Annotated in this window: 13 protein-coding genes; 5 read left to right on the top strand and 8 right to left on the bottom strand. The window is 72.5% G+C overall.

The window, feature by feature from the left end; all coding sequences use genetic code 11:
- Positions 1-54: 54 nt before the first annotated feature.
- The 4 genes from ABD269_RS10170 to ABD269_RS10155 form a co-directional block, all read right to left on the bottom strand.
- A complete protein-coding gene (locus ABD269_RS10170; RefSeq protein WP_344117444.1) occupies positions 55-1,467 on the bottom strand; it encodes a SufS family cysteine desulfurase in 1,413 nt (470 codons plus the stop codon).
- Entirely contained in the window at positions 1,454-2,836 is a 1,383-nt protein-coding gene (locus ABD269_RS10165; RefSeq protein WP_344117472.1) for a family 2B encapsulin nanocompartment shell protein, read from the bottom strand. Before ABD269_RS10165 ends, ABD269_RS10170 begins: the two co-directional genes overlap by 14 nt.
- Before the next feature lie 318 nt (positions 2,837-3,154).
- On the bottom strand, positions 3,155-3,877 hold the full coding sequence (locus ABD269_RS10160; RefSeq protein ID WP_344117443.1) for a DUF998 domain-containing protein: 723 nt from the start codon (positions 3,875-3,877) through the stop codon (positions 3,155-3,157).
- Between the two features lie 85 nt (positions 3,878-3,962).
- On the bottom strand, positions 3,963-4,976 hold the full coding sequence (locus ABD269_RS10155; protein WP_344117442.1) for a DUF6777 domain-containing protein: 1,014 nt from the start codon (positions 4,974-4,976) through the stop codon (positions 3,963-3,965).
- A 417-nt stretch (positions 4,977-5,393) separates the two neighbouring features.
- Here ABD269_RS10155 and ABD269_RS10150 point away from each other — a divergent pair, with 417 nt between their 5' ends.
- Positions 5,394-6,668: a streptophobe family protein gene (locus ABD269_RS10150; RefSeq protein WP_344117441.1), complete on the top strand. Its 1,275-nt coding sequence runs from the start codon at positions 5,394-5,396 to the stop codon at positions 6,666-6,668.
- 12 nt (positions 6,669-6,680) lie between these two features.
- Here the strand turns inward: ABD269_RS10150 and ABD269_RS10145 are convergent, their stop codons facing one another.
- From ABD269_RS10145 to ABD269_RS10135, 3 genes are read right to left on the bottom strand one after another with little or no spacing between them, the layout of a single operon-like run.
- Positions 6,681-7,682: a serine/threonine-protein kinase gene (locus ABD269_RS10145; RefSeq protein WP_344117440.1), complete on the bottom strand. Its 1,002-nt coding sequence runs from the start codon at positions 7,680-7,682 to the stop codon at positions 6,681-6,683.
- A complete protein-coding gene (locus tag ABD269_RS10140; protein WP_344117439.1) occupies positions 7,682-8,254 on the bottom strand; it encodes an SH3 domain-containing protein in 573 nt (190 codons plus the stop codon). Before ABD269_RS10140 ends, ABD269_RS10145 begins: the two co-directional genes overlap by 1 nt.
- A gap of 17 nt (positions 8,255-8,271) precedes the next feature.
- A complete protein-coding gene (locus ABD269_RS10135) occupies positions 8,272-10,596 on the bottom strand; it encodes an ABC transporter ATP-binding protein/permease (protein WP_344117438.1) in 2,325 nt (774 codons plus the stop codon).
- Positions 10,597-10,666: 70 nt separating this feature from the next.
- Between ABD269_RS10135 and ABD269_RS10130 the strand changes: the two genes are divergently transcribed.
- The 3 genes from ABD269_RS10130 to ABD269_RS10120 all read left to right on the top strand — a co-directional run bounded on the left by ABD269_RS10130 (position 10,667) and on the right by ABD269_RS10120 (position 14,308).
- On the top strand, positions 10,667-11,080 hold the full coding sequence (locus tag ABD269_RS10130) for a gamma-glutamylcyclotransferase family protein (RefSeq protein ID WP_344117437.1): 414 nt from the start codon (positions 10,667-10,669) through the stop codon (positions 11,078-11,080).
- Between the two features lie 411 nt (positions 11,081-11,491).
- Positions 11,492-13,258, top strand: a complete 1,767-nt coding sequence (locus ABD269_RS10125; RefSeq protein WP_344117471.1) for a M4 family metallopeptidase — start codon at positions 11,492-11,494, stop codon at positions 13,256-13,258.
- 189 nt (positions 13,259-13,447) lie between these two features.
- Positions 13,448-14,308 (top strand): SCO6745 family protein, encoded by an 861-nt coding sequence (locus ABD269_RS10120; RefSeq protein ID WP_344117436.1) that lies wholly within the window; start codon positions 13,448-13,450, stop codon positions 14,306-14,308.
- Positions 14,309-14,314: 6 nt separating this feature from the next.
- Here ABD269_RS10120 and ABD269_RS10115 read toward each other — a convergent pair whose 3' ends face one another.
- Positions 14,315-15,178, bottom strand: a complete 864-nt coding sequence (locus tag ABD269_RS10115; protein WP_344117470.1) for a helix-turn-helix transcriptional regulator — start codon at positions 15,176-15,178, stop codon at positions 14,315-14,317.
- 60 nt (positions 15,179-15,238) lie between these two features.
- Between ABD269_RS10115 and ABD269_RS10110 the strand changes: the two genes are divergently transcribed.
- Entirely contained in the window at positions 15,239-16,243 is a 1,005-nt protein-coding gene (locus tag ABD269_RS10110) for a recombinase family protein (protein ID WP_344117435.1), read from the top strand.
- Positions 16,244-16,305 lie beyond the last annotated feature (62 nt).

Here is a 16,305-nt window from a genome sequence, read left to right as displayed (position 1 = left end):
GCCCCGGCGCGCTGTCGGGCGCGTCGGGGCGGGCGGTGGCCGTACGGGCCGGGTTCAGCCGCTCTGTGCCTGCAACTGGTGCAGGGAGGCGACCAGTTCGTCCACCTCCTCGGTGGTGTTGTACAGCGCGAGGGAGGCGCGCGCCGCGGCGTCCAGACCGTAGTGGCGCAGCGCGGGCTGGGCGCAGTGGTGGCCCGCGCGGACGGCGATGCCGGCCTGGTCGAGCCAGTGGGCGACGTCCATGGGGTCGTGGCCCGCGAGGGTGAAGGTGAGTACGGCGATCTTCTCGGGCGCGGAGCCGAGGATCTCCAGCCCCGGGACCGTGGCGAGGGCCTGCTGCGCGTAGCCGAGCAGCGCGGTCTCGTACGCGGCGACCGCGCCGTGGTCGAACGAGGTCAGCCAGTCGATGGCGGACTTGAGGCCGACGACGCCGGAGATGTGCCCGGTGCCCGCTTCGAAGCAGTGCGGTACGGGTGCGTAGGTGACGCGGTCGAAGCCGACCGAGTCGATCATGTTGCCGCCGCCCTGCCACGGGGGCATGGCCGCCAGGATCTCCGGTTTGGCGTAGAGGGCGCCGATGCCGGTGGGCCCGTACAGCTTGTGGCCGGAGAAGGCGTAGAAGTCGGCGTCCAGCTCCTGGACGTCCACCGGGAAGTGGGCGACCGCCTGGGCTCCGTCGACGAGCACCTTGGCGCCGTAGCGGTGCGCGAGGGCGGTCATCTCCCGCACCGGCGGGACGGTTCCCAGCACGTTCGACGCATGGCTGATCGCGACGAGCTGCGTGCGGCAGGAGAGCAGGTCGGCGTAGGCGTTCTGGTCGATGCTGCCGTCCGGCAGCAGGGGGATCGGCACCACGCGGGCGCGGCGTTCCTTGGCGATCATCTGCCAGGGGACGATGTTCGAGTGGTGCTCCAGCGTGGAGACGAGGATCTCGTCTCCGGGGCCGAGGTCGGCGCGTCCCCAGGTCTGGGCGACGAGGTTGACGGCTTCGGTGGTGCCGCGGGTGACGACGACGGTGTCCGGGGACGGCGCGCCGAGGAACTCCGCGACGGCCGCGCGGCCTCCTTCGTAGAGGTCGGTGGCCTCGCGCGCGAGGGTGTGGGCGCCGCGGTGGATGTTGGAGTTGGCGGTGGCGTAGAAGGAGGCCAGGGTCTCGATGACCTGGCGGGGCTTCTGGGTGGTGGCGCCGTTGTCCAGCCAGATCAGGGGGCGGCCGTTGACGGGCCGTTGGAGGATGGGCATGTCCTGGCGGGCCGCCTCGGGCGTGAACCGCCCGCTCCGGGTGGCCGCACCGTCCGTCGGGAGCCCGGTGCCGGTGAGGGCGGCGGGCGGCTGCGGGGACGAGCCGGGGAGCGCCCCGGTGAGAGCGCCCGGCAGCTGTGGTGCCACGCCCGTGCCGGGCAGCGCGGCGGTGAGCGGGGGCATGGCGGGGGCGGGCCTGCCCCACGTCATGTCAGGAGTAGTCATGGTACTTGGACACCTCGACGTTCTGGAGCACGGCGACGGCGTCCTCGACCAGCACGGCGGCGCTGAAGTAGGCCGTCATCAGGTACGAGGTGATGCCCTTCTGGTCCACTCCCATGTTGCGCATGGACAGGCCGGGTTCGGCCTCGTCCGGCACCTTGGACGGGCGCAGGCCCACCACGCCCTGCTCGGCCTCGCCGACCCGCATCAGCAGGATCTCCGTGGTCTCCGCGCCGTTGGGGCCGGTCATCCGCACCTTGTCGGACGGCAGCAGCGGGACCCCGCGCCAGCTCAGCAGCGGGCTGCCGAACCGGGTGTCCATGACCGGGGGCACACCCCGGCGCGTACATTCCCGGCCGAACGCGGCGATGGCCCTGGGGTGGGCGAGGAAGAAGCCGGGCTGCTTCCAGACCTTGGCGAGCAGCTCGTCCAGGTCGTCGGGGGTCGGCGCGCCGGTGCGCGCCTGGACGCGCTGGCCGGGGGCGACGTTGCTGAAGAGCCCGAAGTCCGGGTCGTTGAGCATCACCCGCTCCTGGCGCTCGCGGAGCGCCTGGATGGTGAGGTTGGCCTGGGCGCGGGTCTGGTCGATGGGCTCGTTGTAGAGGTCCGCTACGCGGGAGTGGACGCGCAGCACGGTCTGGGCGAGGCTCATGTGGTACTCGCGGGGGGCGTCCTCGTAGTCGACGTAGGTCCCGGGGAGCTCCGGTTCGCCGATGTGACCGGCGGTCAGGTCGACGGGCACCTCGGCACCGGGTGCCATGCGGTCCCCGGTGGTGTACGCCTCAAGCGCCGCCCGGAGCGCCTCGTCGCGTCCGGCGGCCGTGGCCAGCGCGGAGCGGTCGAGGCAGAGCGCGGTGCCGGGGGTGAGGGCGACGACCCGGTGGGGCAGCTGACCGCAGCGGGACCAGGAGTCGAGGTCGAAGAACTGGCCGTCGCCGATGACCTCGACGAGGGCGTCCTCGCCGTAGCGGCCGGTGGCCCGCTTCTCGGCGCGGCCCTGCACGAGGACCCACAGCTTGTCGGCGGACTCGCCCTCCTGGGCGAGTAACTGGCCGGCCTCGAAGGTGACCTCGGTGAAGGCGGCGGCGAGTTCGCGCAGGAGATCCTCGCCGGCCTCCCGCAGGTACGGCACCTCCCGCAGGTCCTCGGGGACGACGTGGTGGGTGCCGTTGTCGGTGTAGCTGCTGATCCGGTCGTCGCCCAGGATGAACGACCGGCGGCGGTTGACACGGTAGACGCCGGAGTCGACGTCCACCCAGGGCAGGGCGCGCAGCAGGTAGCGCGGGGTGATGCCGCGCATCTGCGGGGTGGTCTTGGTGGTCGTCGCCAACTGCCTTGCCGCATCGGTACTCAGGCTGAGCCGGTCGTTCATGAGGGCCTCCTCGAAGACGGGCGTGATCCGGTCCGATCCGGTCCACGCGCAAGCGAGGGCGATCATGTTGTTGGACATCTTCCGTTCACAAGGGGCCATATTTTTGCAACAGGCCTGAAATAACCGCCTTGTTGGTCATCCGCATTCGCACCGGAGTGAACCATTCCTCCCGGCTGGATGCCTGACCAGGCACGGGGGACCGGCGCCCCCTCCCCCGCCCGCCTTCCGCACACCCGCCCGACCGTCGCGGCCATCACGCACATTCGGCCGAATTCATCCCAAGACGTCGAGTGGCCACGGGTGCGGAGGAGTCCTGGGTCACCGGTGGTGCGGACGGCCGCGCAGCGCCGCGGCGAGCAGCGCCAGCCACGTCCCGACCAGCATCAAGTGCGCCCGCTGCGGCACTCCGTGCCAGCCGGGTCTCCCGAACAGCGGGCCCACCGTCGCCAGTGCCGTCACCAGCGCGGCGCCGAGCACCCACGGCCCCCAGCGGCGGATCAGTGGCCATCGCCCGCCTTGCGTCCGGGAGGCGACGATGAGCAGCGCCATGGAGGCGAACAGCGCGGCGTGGGCGAGCGCGCTGGTGCCCGTGTGCCACGGATTCACCGCCTCGCAGGCCCGGTTGACGGACGGCGCGCAGCGCATCGGCAGCAGCACGTCGCCCACGGACGACGCGGCGAAGGCGACGAGCGCCCAGCGGCCGCCGGTCGCCCAGCGGTCCGCCGGGACCCGGCCGCCGCCCGGCGGCGCACCCGGGAACGCCCCGACCGCGACCAGCAGCGCCGTGACGATCTCGATCCCGCCGAAGAGCACGTGCAGCCGCTGGTCGGCGGCGAAGAGCTCGCTCACATAGGAGTGCCGGGCGTCCAGCCCGGTGGGCAGCACGAACTCCAGGACCCAGGCGTTGTAGAGGACCGACGCCGCGAGCAGCGGCCAGGTGGACCGGCCCGCGCGCCGCAGCACCGCCCGCCTCCCCGGCAGCGCCCCCGCACACGTGGGAGCGGCGGTGGCGGGCCCGGGCGCGGCGGGCGGTCGGCGCATCGGTCCGGGTCTCAGTTCGCGCGCTCGCGGGCGTACGGGCCGCACGGGTCCGTACGCCGCACCCGTCGCGCGGCCTCCGGGCCGCTCACGGCCGCGCCCCGGGGCGGGCGGCGGGCCCGTACGCCGGACCGGGCGCCTGCGGGGACGGCGGGGGCGGGGAGCTGTGGGGCGACGGCGCCGAAGGCGAGGGGGACGGGGACGGCTTCGGCGACGAGGGGCTGCTCGGTGGCGAACTCGGCTGCGCGGGGCCGGGCGACGCGGTGGTGCTGGGGCGCGAGGTGGGGCTGTCGTTGTCGCCCGTGGTGCCCACCGGGCGCTCGAACCACCGGCCGCTCTGCGGGTCGTAGACGACCATGGCGGTCATGGCCGCGCCGGCCGGCACGACGGCGACCGCCTCGCCGGAGCGGTAGGCGTGCCACGCCTTGCCCTTGGCCTGGGGGGTGCCCTTCGCGGCGACGGGCGGGCCGAGCGGGTTGCCGCAGGCGCAGCGCACGCGGGGCATGCCCCGGTCGTCGACGAGCACGGCCGTGCCCGCCTGGAGGACGGCCTGGTAGGCCGTGGCGGCGCCGCTGCGGTAGCCGTGGTTGGTGACCTTGGTGTCGGCGCGCAGTTGCAGGGGGGTCAGGCCGCGCAGGTATTCGGGGACATAGCCCGGCTCGATCCCGGCGGCGGTCGCGAAGGCGCGGGCCTTCGTCTGGTCCTCGGTCAGATAGCCGATCTGCCGCTCGACATCGCAGCTGCCCACGTTCTGGGTGCCGCCGTAGAGGCCGGGCGTCGAGCCCTGGACGGTGCGGGAGCCGGAGCCGCCCGTGGCGGCCGGGGCGGTGGGCGACGCGGTCGCATGGCCACCGGTGTCCTTCGCCGTCGACGCGGTGAAGGGGTCGGTGCCCTCGGCGGAGGCGGACTGGAGGTAGACCTCGCCGGAGCCGCTGTTGTCCGAGCGGAGGAAGAAGACGGCGAGCGCGGCGGCCGCGACGAGCGCACCCGCGAGGAGCGCGACCTTGGGGAGGGACCGCCACCAGGGGCCCCCTCCCCCGCCGGGCCCTTCGCCCGGCATGCCGTGGTCGCCCGTGCCGCCCGTCGGCGGGGCGGGCGGCACAGGCGGCCACTCCGGTTCTGACGGCCCCTCGGGCGCGGCCGGAGTGCCCGACGGCAGGTCGGCCCGGGTCGGTTCCGGAGGTCTGGACGGCCCGGACCCGGATCCCTGACCGGCGAGGGGGCCGGACGGTGGACCGGTGGGGCGGTTCTCTGACGGTGGTTCGGACGACACGGGGCCCTTCTCCTACGGTGGAGGCGATCCGGTTTTTCTGCTCTGCCCTGTTCTGCACGCTTTCGCCGCTGTTCATTGTGTGACGCAAACCGGCGCGCCCCGCAAACGGAAAGCCGGGCTCCGGCGGATGCGCGCCCGACAGGTGGCGCGGCATCTGCGGGTTTACGTTGAACGTCCCGGCTCCACCCGGCACTCACCGGGCCGGGCCGCACACCGACCACCGCCGACGACGTTTCCGGAGGCAGCGTGACCCAGCCACCGAGGGCCGCCGCCCCGGCGGCCGCGCACCATCCCCTGCGCGCCTGGTGGGACGCTCTCGCGGCCGTGGCCGCCGGGGTGGCCGCCATGGCCGTCGTCGCCGCGCTCGGCCTGTGGGCCGCCGGGGCGACCGGGCTGCCCGGCGGCGCCTTCCCGTCCGTCGTCGCGGCCACCGTGGTCACGGCCGTCGGGGGCTCGGTGGAGCTGTCGGGCGGCGCCGGCGTCTTCGGCCGTACGGGCGCGAGCCTGGACGTCGTCCCGCTCTCGGTGACCCTGGCCGGTGCCGTGGCGATCGCGGTCGTCTTCCTGCTGCCGCTGCGTCACCGGGCGGTGGCGAGCGGCGGCGAACTGCTGGGCAGGGTCGCCCGTACGGCCGTACTGTGGCTGCTCGCCCTGGTGCTGATCACGCTCGCCGCCCGGCACACGTTCCGCATCGACCTGGGCGATTCGCTGATCGGTGACATCGGCGCGGCCCTGGGGGCAACGCCGGTCGTCGGCTTCCGCGCGGCGATGGCGCCCACGCTCGGCCTGGGACTGCTGTGGCTGCTGGTGCTGCTCGCCCTGGCCGTCGCGGTGTCCCGCAAGACCCCGCTGCCGTCACGGCTGCTGCGCTTCCAGGACGCGGTGCGGCCCCCCGCGTTCGCGATGCTGGTGGTGCTGCTGGCGTACGTGGTGCTGGGGCTGGTCGTCGGCGTGGTCGTCCTGTGCACGCGCGGCCACCCCGCGCAGACCGTCGCCGTGCTGCTGCTGGGGCTGCCCAACCTCGCCTGGCTCGGCTTCGGCATGGGCCTCGGCGGCACCTGGGACGGCCGGGTCCCCGACGCCATCGGCCTGCCCGTGCCCAAGGCCCTGGCCGCGGTGCTGCGGGTGAAGCACGGCACCGCCGCCGTGAACGTCTCCTCGCTCGCCGAACAGGACGGGCGCGCCTGGCTGCTGGTGGTCCTGGCCGTGGTCGCGCTGCTCGCCGCGGGGTTCGTGACGGCCGTACGCTCCCCGGCCGGGACCGCGCCCTGGCGGCACGGCGTCCGGCTGGCGGTGGCACTGGCCGTCACACTGCTCGTCGTGGGGGCGCTCACCCGGATCTCGGCGCGGTTCGGGCTGTCGCTGCTCGGCATCGGCGACCTGGGCGGCTTCGGCGGCGAGGTCACGCTGCGGCCGCGGCTGTGGACACTGCTGGGGCTCGGACTGCTGTGGGGCCTGATCGCGGGCACGCTGGGCGGCGTCTGCGCGTGGCGGGTGCGCCGGCGGGGCGAGCTGCCGTAACCGGTCAACCGGCTACGGGGTGGGGCGGGACGGGCGAAGCACCTCCGGGAAGACCGGCGCCGCCCAGCGCGGTGGAGGCGGCGGGAGGTCGGGGCGCAGGCCCGGGTCCACGCGGGTGGGGGCGTGCGTCGGGGCGGGCGCGGCCGCCCCCGCCATCCGCAGTTCGGCCACGAACCGCAGGCAGCTGCCGAACCGTTCGGCAGGGGATTTGGCCAGCGCCCTGGCCAGCACCTCGTCCACCCCGGGCGACAGGCCCGGGAGCCGGTCGGAGAGCCGGGGCGGCGGATCGTACTGATGCGCCCACAGCAGCGCGATGTCGTCGTCGCGCCGGAACGGCGGAGCGCCCGACAGCATTTCGAACACCACGCAGCCCAGGCTGTAGACGTCGCAGCGCCCGTCCACCGGTTTCCCGGAGATCTGCTCGGGGGCGACGTAGTCCAGGGTGCCGACGAACTGGCCCACCCGGGTGTAGCCGGTCAGCGACAGCGACTTCTTCGTCAGCCCGAAGTCGGTGAGGTAGACGTGCTCGGGGTGGTCGCTGTCGGTCCCCTCCGCCACCAGGATGTTGCCGGGCTTGACGTCCCGGTGCACCAGGTCGTGCGCGTGGGCGGCGTCGAGGGCGGAGGCGACCTGGGCGGCGATCCGGCAGGCGGCGGCGAGGGGCAGCGGTCCTTCGCGGTCGAGGAGCGCGCGGAGGTCCTGCCCGGCCACGTACCGCATGGCGATGTAGAGCAGCCCGTCGGCCTCCCCGGCCTCGAACACCGGCACGATGTGCGGGTGGTCGATGGCGGCGGCCACCCGTGACTCATGGCCGAAGCGCTGCCGGAAGGTGTCGTTGCGGACGAGTTCGGGGGCGAGCAGCTTGAGGGCGACGGTGCGGCCGAGGCGCAGGTCGCGGGCGCGGTAGACGACCGCCATGCCGCCGCGGCCGATCTCGCTCTCCACCTGGTACGAGGCGATCCGGCGCCCGATCAGCTCGGAGGGGCGCTCGACGGGGTCGCGCCCGGGGGCCATCAGCCCTCCCCCGGCCCGGCGATCCGGGTGGCCTCGTCCGGATCGCTCCCGGAGGCGGACCGCGGGGCCGCAGGGCCGACCGGGGCGAGGAGCGCCGTGGCCGTGCCGTCGCAGTAGCACCAGTGGTCCGCATCCGGGTCGTAGAGCCAGACGGCGTCGCCGTCGACGACCGCCCCGATCCGCAGTCCCTCGGTGCTCCGCCGGAAGGTCTCCGCGTCGGTGCGCCCGGCGGCCAGGTCTGCCACCGCCCGGTGGTAGGCGCCCAGGGTCTCCTCGGCCCTGGCGAGCAGGCGGCGGGCGTCGGCCGTACGGGTGAGTGGCCCGCCGGCGGCGGGCGGTCCCTGGGGCAGCGGGACGAGTGGGCGGGAGTCGATCCAGGCGGTCCAGCCGTTGGAGCAGAGCACCTGCCCCCAGTCGCCCCGGCGGTCCAGGAGCCGTACGGGCAGCAGCGGGTCCAGCGGCTCCGTGGGCACCGCCGCGTCCGGGGCCGTCCAGGTGGGCAGGCCGTCCGGGGGCACGACGTGCGTGGGCCGGAAGCCCGCGGCGGCGTCCGGTGCGGCGGCTGGGTTCATGAGGCGGCTCCCACCTGCTATTTCCGCATGACGGCGGGCTCCTGGCGGCGCAGCAGCCGGGCGACGACGAGACCCAGGACTACCGACAGCACGACCATCATGCCCATGTCGAGCAGCCAGGTGCCGACGGAGTGCTGGAGGAGCGGGTCGGCGGTCAGCTTGCTGTCGACCGCGATGCGCCGCAGGTCGATCGTCCCGCCCATCGCGCCGAACGCCCAGCGCGAGGGCACCAGCCATGCCAGCTGTTCCAGGCCCGGCATGCCGTGGAGTTTGACCAGGGCCCCGCAGAAGACGACCTGGACGATCGTGAGGAGGACCAGCAGCGGCATGGTGACCTCCTCCTTGCGCACCAGGGCCGAGATGAACAGGCCGAGCATCATGGCGGTGAACGACAGCAGTGCCACGGCCATGGTGATCTCGACGAGCGGCTGCAGGAGCACGCCCTTGCCGTGCGGGGCGCCGAGTTCGACCCCGAGCAGGCCGACCAGGGTCAGGACCACTGCCTGGCAGACTGTGATCAGCCCGAGGACCACGACCTTCGACATCAGATACGCGGATCTGGAGAGGCCGACCGCCCGCTCCCGCTGATAGATGGCCCGTTCCTTGACCAGTTCACGGACCGCGTTGGCCGCGCCCGCCAGGACTCCCCCGATGCACAGGATCAGCAGGGCGTTCATCGCCGTCTCGGCGGTGAGTCTGCTGCCGGCCAGGGCCCGGGTCATCGCCCCCATGATGAACGGCAACGCGATCATGATGACCAGGAAGGTGCGGTCCGCGGTCAGTGCGGCGGTGTACCGGCGGACCAGCGTACGGAGCTGGGATCCCCAGCTCTGCGCCTTGAGCGGTGCGGGGGCGGGGTCGCGGACCGGGACGCCCGGCACATGGGGCTGTTCGGTGGCGGCGCTGATGTACTGGCGGTACTGCGGGGAGGCGCGGTACTCCCCCGCCCAGTCGCGGCCCGTGTCGTTCTCGAACGCCTCGAAGGCCTCCGGCCATTGGGAGAAGCCGAAGAAGGGCAGGGTCTCGCCCGGCGGCCCGTAGAACGCGGTGCGTCCGCCGGGCGCGAGGACCAGCAGCCGGTCGCACAGGTCGAGGCTGAGCACGCTGTGGGTGACGACGATGACGGTGCGGCCGTCGTCGGCCAGGCCGCGCAGCATGGTCATCACCGAGCGGTCCATGCCGGGGTCGAGTCCTGAGGTGGGTTCGTCGAGGAAGAGCAGGGAGGGCTTGGTGAGGAGTTCCAGGGCGACGCTGACGCGCTTGCGCTGGCCGCCGGAGAGGCTGTGGATGGCCTGGCCCGCGCGCTGCCGGAGACCGAGTTCGCCGATCACCTCGTCGACGCGCGCCCGCCGTTCGGCCTTCGCGGTGTCACCGGGGAAGCGCAGCTCCGCGGCGTAGCCGAGAGCGCGGCGCACGCTCAGCTGGGCGTGCAGGATGTCCTCCTGCGGTACGAGCCCGATGCGCGCCCGGAGTTCGGCGTAGTCGTGGTAGAGGTCGCGGCCGTCGTAGAGCACGGTGCCGCGGTCGGCGGGGCGCAGCCCGGTGAGGGCGTTGAGGAGCGTCGACTTGCCGGCGCCGCTCGGCCCGACGACGGCGAGCAGGCACTTGGCACTCACCGGGAACGAGACGTCGTCCAGCAGCGTCCTGCGGCCCTTGTCCACATGGACGGACAGGTCCTGGACGTCGAGCGAGACCTCGCCGGTGTCGACGTACTCCTGGAGTTCGTCGCCGACGAGGCAGAACGCGGAGTGGCCGATACCGACGATGTCGCCCGGGTGCACGGGGGCGCTGTGCACGAGGAGGCCGTTGAGGTAGGTGCCGTTGTGGCTGCCGAGGTCCACGATCTCGTAGCCGCCGTCCGCGCCGGCGCGCAGCTCGGCGTGGCGCCTGGAGACGACGAGGTCGTCGACGGTCAGGTCGTTGTCGGCGGCCCGGCCGATGCGGACGGTGCGGGACGGCAGGGGGCGTACGGACGTGGGCCTGCGGAACGTCCCGGTGGCACCGGGCACGGACACCGGCGCCCCGGTCCCCCTGAGCACGGCGGCCGGGCCGTCGGCGGGGTTGCCGAAGCGGATGACGGTGCCCGCGTCGACGTCGAGGGCCTGGATGCGGTGGCCTTCGGCGTAGGTGCCGTTGGTGCTGCCGGTGTCCTCGACCCTCCAGTGGTCCTCGACGGGCCGGAGCACCGCGTGGTGCCACGAGACCCGCGCGTCGTCGAGCACGATGTCGCTCGAGGGATCGCGCCCCACGCGGTAGGTCCGGCTCGGACTCATCGTCTGCGAGCCGCCGTCGGACTCGATGACGAGTTCGGGGGCGGAGGGCGCGACCGGCCGCTCTCCCATAGGGGTATTTTACGGCGGGCCCGGTGCCACCGCCTTCCGGCGGCGGCCGCGGACGGAAGGGAGCCCAGTGGTGGACCGTGAGCTGCTGCCCGTCTTTGTATACGGAACGCTGCGCCCCGGCCGGGGCAACCACGCGCGGCTCCTCCGCGGCCGCACGGTGGCGGAGGAACCGGCGCGGATGCGCGGGGCGGCCCTCTACGAGGGACCGGGCTATCCGTACGCGGTGGCGGACCCGGAGGGCGAGATCCTCGGCGAGGCGCTGTGGCTGCCGGCCGACCGCTATGACGCGCTGCTGGCGTCGCTCGACGCGCTGGAGGGCTACGCACCGGGCGGCTCGGCGAACCATTATGTCCAGGTGATCCGCCCGGTTCGCCTGACTGGTGGCGATACGGTGCGGGCCTGGGTGTATCTGGCGGAGGAGGGGCTGGCGGCCCGGCTGCGCCTGCGGGGCCGGCGCGTGGAGGGCGGCAACTGGCCGGAGTGACGCCCCTTTTCACGGGCGGGAGCCTCCGGACCGTGCCCCGCGCACCCCACTGTCTCACATAGTGAGCAGTTGCCCTCGCGCGACAACCCCCGCTTCCGCAATGCCGTCTTCACCTGCGAGTAGACACCAAGTCGCCGTCCGCTCACCTTGCGTTGACGCTTTGTTAAGACTTGATCAACTCACCGGACATCACGACTTTTCCTCTTTTCATGGGCATGCCAATGCAGGCAGAGTCCTCCGCGGGACCACAGGTTCCCGCGGTGCGCCAGTGACAGCACCGCGTGTATGCAGGCGGCCGGGCACGTCCCGAACCGCCCTCACCGCAAAGGGCGCTGAACAGTGCGTACATCCCCCACATCCCACAGACGAGTGCTCACCGCCACCGCCGTCGCGGTGGTGGCCGCGGCCACCATGGCGGGCACCGCCACCGCCACCCCGTCCTCGGGCGTCACCGACCGGGCCCGTGAGTCCGCCCGCGCCTCCGCCACCACGGCGGCCACGGCCGCCGCCAAGGCGGAGGTCGTCAAGGCCGCGCGCAGCGCCGCCGTCGCCCACTCCTCGGCGACCGGCGTCGGCAAGGCGGAGACCCTGACGGTCAAGGACACGCTGATCGACCCCGAGGGCAAGCGGCACGTCCGGTTCGCCCGCGTCTACCGCGGCGTGCCCGTCGTCGGCGGCGACCTCGTCGTCCACCTCGACGCCAAGCACAACTACCTGGGCACGACCCGGGCGATACACCACCAGATATCCCTGCCCACCGTCACCCCCAAGCTGTCCGCGCCCCAGGCGGCCGCCAAGGCCGCCTCCTCGGCCGACGGCAAGGCGGGCAGGACCGAGCTGGTCGTCGACGCGACGGCCGGGACGCCCGTCCTGGCCTACCGGGTCACCGTCACCGACAGCCGCACCACCGAGACCGGCGGCATCCACTCCGTCGTCGTCGACGCCGCCTCGGGCAAGGTGCTCAGCAGCACCCCGCTCACCGACGGCTTCATATCCCCCCAGCTGAAGTCCAAGCTGCGCAGCACGGGCCAGACGGCCACCCCGAAGACCGGCTCCAAGGTCACCGTGCCCGCGAAGGGCGGCAAGGCCCAGGGCAGCTTCCCGGCCCCTGCGACCGGTTCCGGCTCCTCCCTGTTCGTCGGCAAGGTGCCGCTGACGACCACGCAGACCGCCGAGAACTCCTTCACGCTCAAGGACCCCAGCCGCGGCGGCGCCGAGACCCGGGACGCGGGCGGCAAGGAGGTCGGGTCCTTCAAGGACGGCAAGCCCTTCGTCCACACCGGCAACGACTGGGGCAACGGGACCTCCTCGGACCCCACCACCGCCGCGGTGGACGCGCAGTACGGCATCACCAGCACGCTCGACTTCTACAAGAGCACCTTCGGCCGGAACGGCATCAAGGACGACGGCGCCGGCCCGAACGCGGTCGTGCACTTCGGCGACAAGGTGGGCAACGCCTTCTGGTCCCCCGACTGCTCGTGCATGCTCTACGGCGACGGTGATGGAGAAACGTTCAAGCAGGCGCTGGTCGCCCTGGACGTCACCGGCCACGAGCTCACCCACGGCGTCGTCGAGGCGACCGCCGACTTCCAGCCGACCCGGGTGGACGCGCGGCAGAACCAGTTCGGCGAGGCGGGCTCGCTCAACGAGTCCTTCGCCGACATCTTCGGCACGGCCGTCGAGTTCAAGACCAACAACCCGGCCAACCCCCCGAACTACCTGATCGGCGAGAAGCTCGGCCTGGACCAGAAGTTCCTGCGCCGCCTGGACGAGCCGTCGCAGGACAAGCTCGAGGGCACCGTCGACTACTGGGACTCCGGCTCCTACGACCGTGAGGTCCACGCGGGCTCGGGCGTCTCCTCGCACGCCTTCTACCTGCTGGCCGAGGGCAGCGGCAAGAAGACCGTCAACGGCGTGGAGTACAACTCCCCGACGCACGACGGCTCGACCGTCTCCGGCATCGGCCGGGACAAGGCGGAGCAGATCTTCTACCGGGCGCTGACCCGGTACATGGTCTCGACCACCGACTTCCACGAGGCCCGCAAGGCCACGCTCCAGGCCGCCGCGGACATCTACGGCGCCGACAGCACCGAGTACAAGACGGTCGACAAGGCGTGGTCCGCGGTGAACGTCACCGAGGCCAACACGCCGAAGGAGAAGCCGGCCGCCAAGCGCTGACGCCACCGGCAAGTCGCCGTGCCTCCGGGACGCCTCATCGGCGGCGCCCCGGGGGCACAGGCGCGTCCGGGCCGAGGCGCTTGCACAGTGGCGGCGGGACCACAGGCGCTGCGATTCTGGCGCTGCCCGTACGAAGCTGCCTGTACGAAGCTGCCCGCGAGAAGGGGAGCCCGCTTCCGGAAGGACACGATGGATCCGCAACGGACACCGGCCAGACGCCTCTGGGAGGCCGTCGAGCCACTGCACGCCGTGGTGTATTTCGCGCCGGAGCCCGCCGAGGCGGCCAAGGCCCTGGGTCTGCCGAGCTGGTGGATGGGCTACTTCACCGGGCGGGTAGCACCGCTCGGGCCGCTGGACGCCCCGCCCGTGACCGCGATGCTGTTCGGCTTCGCGCCCTCCATGGTGGCCCGGTCGCTGCCCGACGCCTGGGCGTACGCGTCACCCGACGCGGTGCTCGCCGCCCGGCTCGACGCGGTGCGGGCGACGCTGGAGCGGGCGCTGCCGCCCGGCTCGGAGGGCCGCCTGGAACGTCTCGCGGAACTGCTCGAACGCGCCGTGGCGGGCTGCCGCTACGACGGCAGGCCACTGGCCGCGGGCTGGTCCGGGGTGCGCAGGCCGGCATCGGCCGCCGGGCGCGTCTGGCTGGCGGCGACGGTGCTGCGCGAGCACCGCGGCGACGGCCACGTCCTCGCCGCCGTCGGCGCGGGGCTCCGGGGTCTCGACGCCACCCTCACGCTGGTGGCGAACGGAGGGGTCCCCCAGGAGACGTTCCAGGCCAACCGGGGCTGGACGGAAGCCGAATGGGAGGAAAGCCGCCACAGGCTGGTGGCACGCGGACTGCTCGACCGTACGTCACGGCCGACCCGCGCGGGCGAGGAGCTGCGACGGCAGCTGGAGGACGCCACCGACCGGCTCGCGGCGGACCCGCTCGCGGCCCTCGGCGAGTCGGGGGTCGAGGAGGCGATCGGCCTGGCCGTGCCGTTGAGCCGACACCTCGTGGACACCGGAGTGCTGCCGATGCCCAATCCGATCGGGGTGCCGCGCCCCTGACCAGGCCTACGCGGTGGGACGCGCGGCATCCGTCCGGGAATCGGTCGCGCCCAGTGTCCAACTCGCCAGCAGGCGCAGCGACTCCGCGGACGTCGAGCCCGGCTCCGCGTGGTAGGTGATCAGCTGCTGACCCGCGTCCGAGGGCAGCACCAGCGTCTCGTACGCGAGAGTGAGCGGACCCACGACGGGATGGTGGATCCGCTTCACCCCGAACCCCTTGTCCTGCACGTCGTGCGTGGCCCACAGCTCCCTGAACTCCTGGCTCTTGACCGAGAGTTCGCCGACCAGCGCGGCCAGCTGCGGATCGTCGGGGTAGCGGCCGGCGTCGAGCCGGAGGAAGGCGACGATGTCGGCGGCCTTGCGCTCCCACTCCACATAGAGCTCGCGGGAGGCCGGGTCGAGGAAGATCTGCCAGGCCATGTTGCGCTGGTGGGCGGGGGCCGCGGCGTAGTCGCCGAGGAGGGCGCAGGCCATCCGGTTCCAGGCGATGACGTCCAGCCGCCGGCCGACGACGTAGGCGGGGACGTTGTCCATGCTGTCGATCAGCTGCTGCACCGCCGGGCGCACACGCTGCGGACGCGCCCCGGCCTTGCGGGCCCGGGACGGCCGCACCAGGTGGTTGAGGTGGTCCCGCTCGGCCCGGCTCAGGCCCAGCGCGTCGGCTATGGCGTCGAGCACGGAGCTGGACACGTTCTGTCCGCGGCCCTGTTCGAGGCGTGTGTAGTAGGCGACGCTGACACCGGCGAGCTGGGCGAGCTCCTCGCGCCGCAGCCCGGGCACGCGCCGCCGGCCGCCGTGCGGCGTCAGGCCCACGTCCTCGGGGCTCAGCCGGGCTCGACGGGAACGGAGGAACTCGCTGAGTTCTGTCATTTTGGCTGTCTTCACCTCCTCTACTCTAGTTAGAGCCAATGCCTTACCCGGAGTATCAGCGTGACCAGCACTATCTATGCCGCAGGCTACGGCCGACAGCCCCAGAAGCGAGCCAACGCCAGCGAAGCCAGCCCCGCCACTCAGCGCAGCGCCAACAAGGCCGAGGCTGACCGACGCGCCGCCCTCCCCGGCGTGGATCTTGCTTGGACCCGCCACTACGAAGACATCGGGATCTCTGCGTTCACCGGCAAAGAGCGGCCCGAGTTTGATCGCCTTCTCGCCGACTGCCGCGCCGGACGCGTGAACATGATCATCGTCTATTACATATCGCGGTTCTCCCGCATGGAGCCGCTGGACGCGATCCCGATCGTTACCGACCTCCTGAACCGAGGCGTGACGATCGTCAGCGTCACCGAGGGCGAGTTCCGCCAAGGCAACATCATGGACCTGATCCATCTGATCATGCGCCTTGACGCTGCCCACGGCGAGAGCAAGAACAAGAGCGTCGCTGTCACCGGAGCCAAGAAGAAGGTCCGGGAGCTCGGCGGCTACGTCGGCGGCCGACCTCCTTACGGCCGCGAGTGCGTTCCCGAGACCCGGTACGACAGCAAAGGCAAGCCCATCGCTGTGCAGCTGCTCGCCACGTTGGTGAAGGAAGCCGAAGTCATCCAGGCATGGTGGATCGACATCAAGCGGTACAAGGATAACCCCACCATTTGCCGTGCCGAGAGGAAGGGCCTAGAGGTCCCGGGGTCGCGCGACCTGCCGCGCATGGGCCGGGGGTACGCCGTGGACATCCCGGAGAGTGCGCACAGCATCCCTGAGTTGCGCATGGTCGTAACGCGCCACACGGACGTTCTCTGTGCCGAGTGGGAGCGCTGGAACGCAGATCGTGATGAACGCACGTTCGATTACCTTCGATGTATCACCTCCCTGACGAAGGGAGGAGGGATCATCGCTTACCGAGAACTCAAACGCGACGACCACGGGAAGTGGGCCCCTCTCAAGGGTGAGGGGTGGACCACCGAGGAACGCGACCTGATCGAGCAGCTTCAAGCCGGGTGACCCTGCGCGGCAGCCGGCTGACCTCACAGTGAGACCCCTACCCAACTGGGTGGGGGTCTCTT

It is taken from the genome of Streptomyces blastmyceticus (assembly GCF_039521185.1).
Taxonomy (GTDB): domain Bacteria; phylum Actinomycetota; class Actinomycetes; order Streptomycetales; family Streptomycetaceae; genus Streptomyces; species Streptomyces blastmyceticus.
This window is presented reverse-complemented; position numbering and strand designations above follow the sequence as displayed.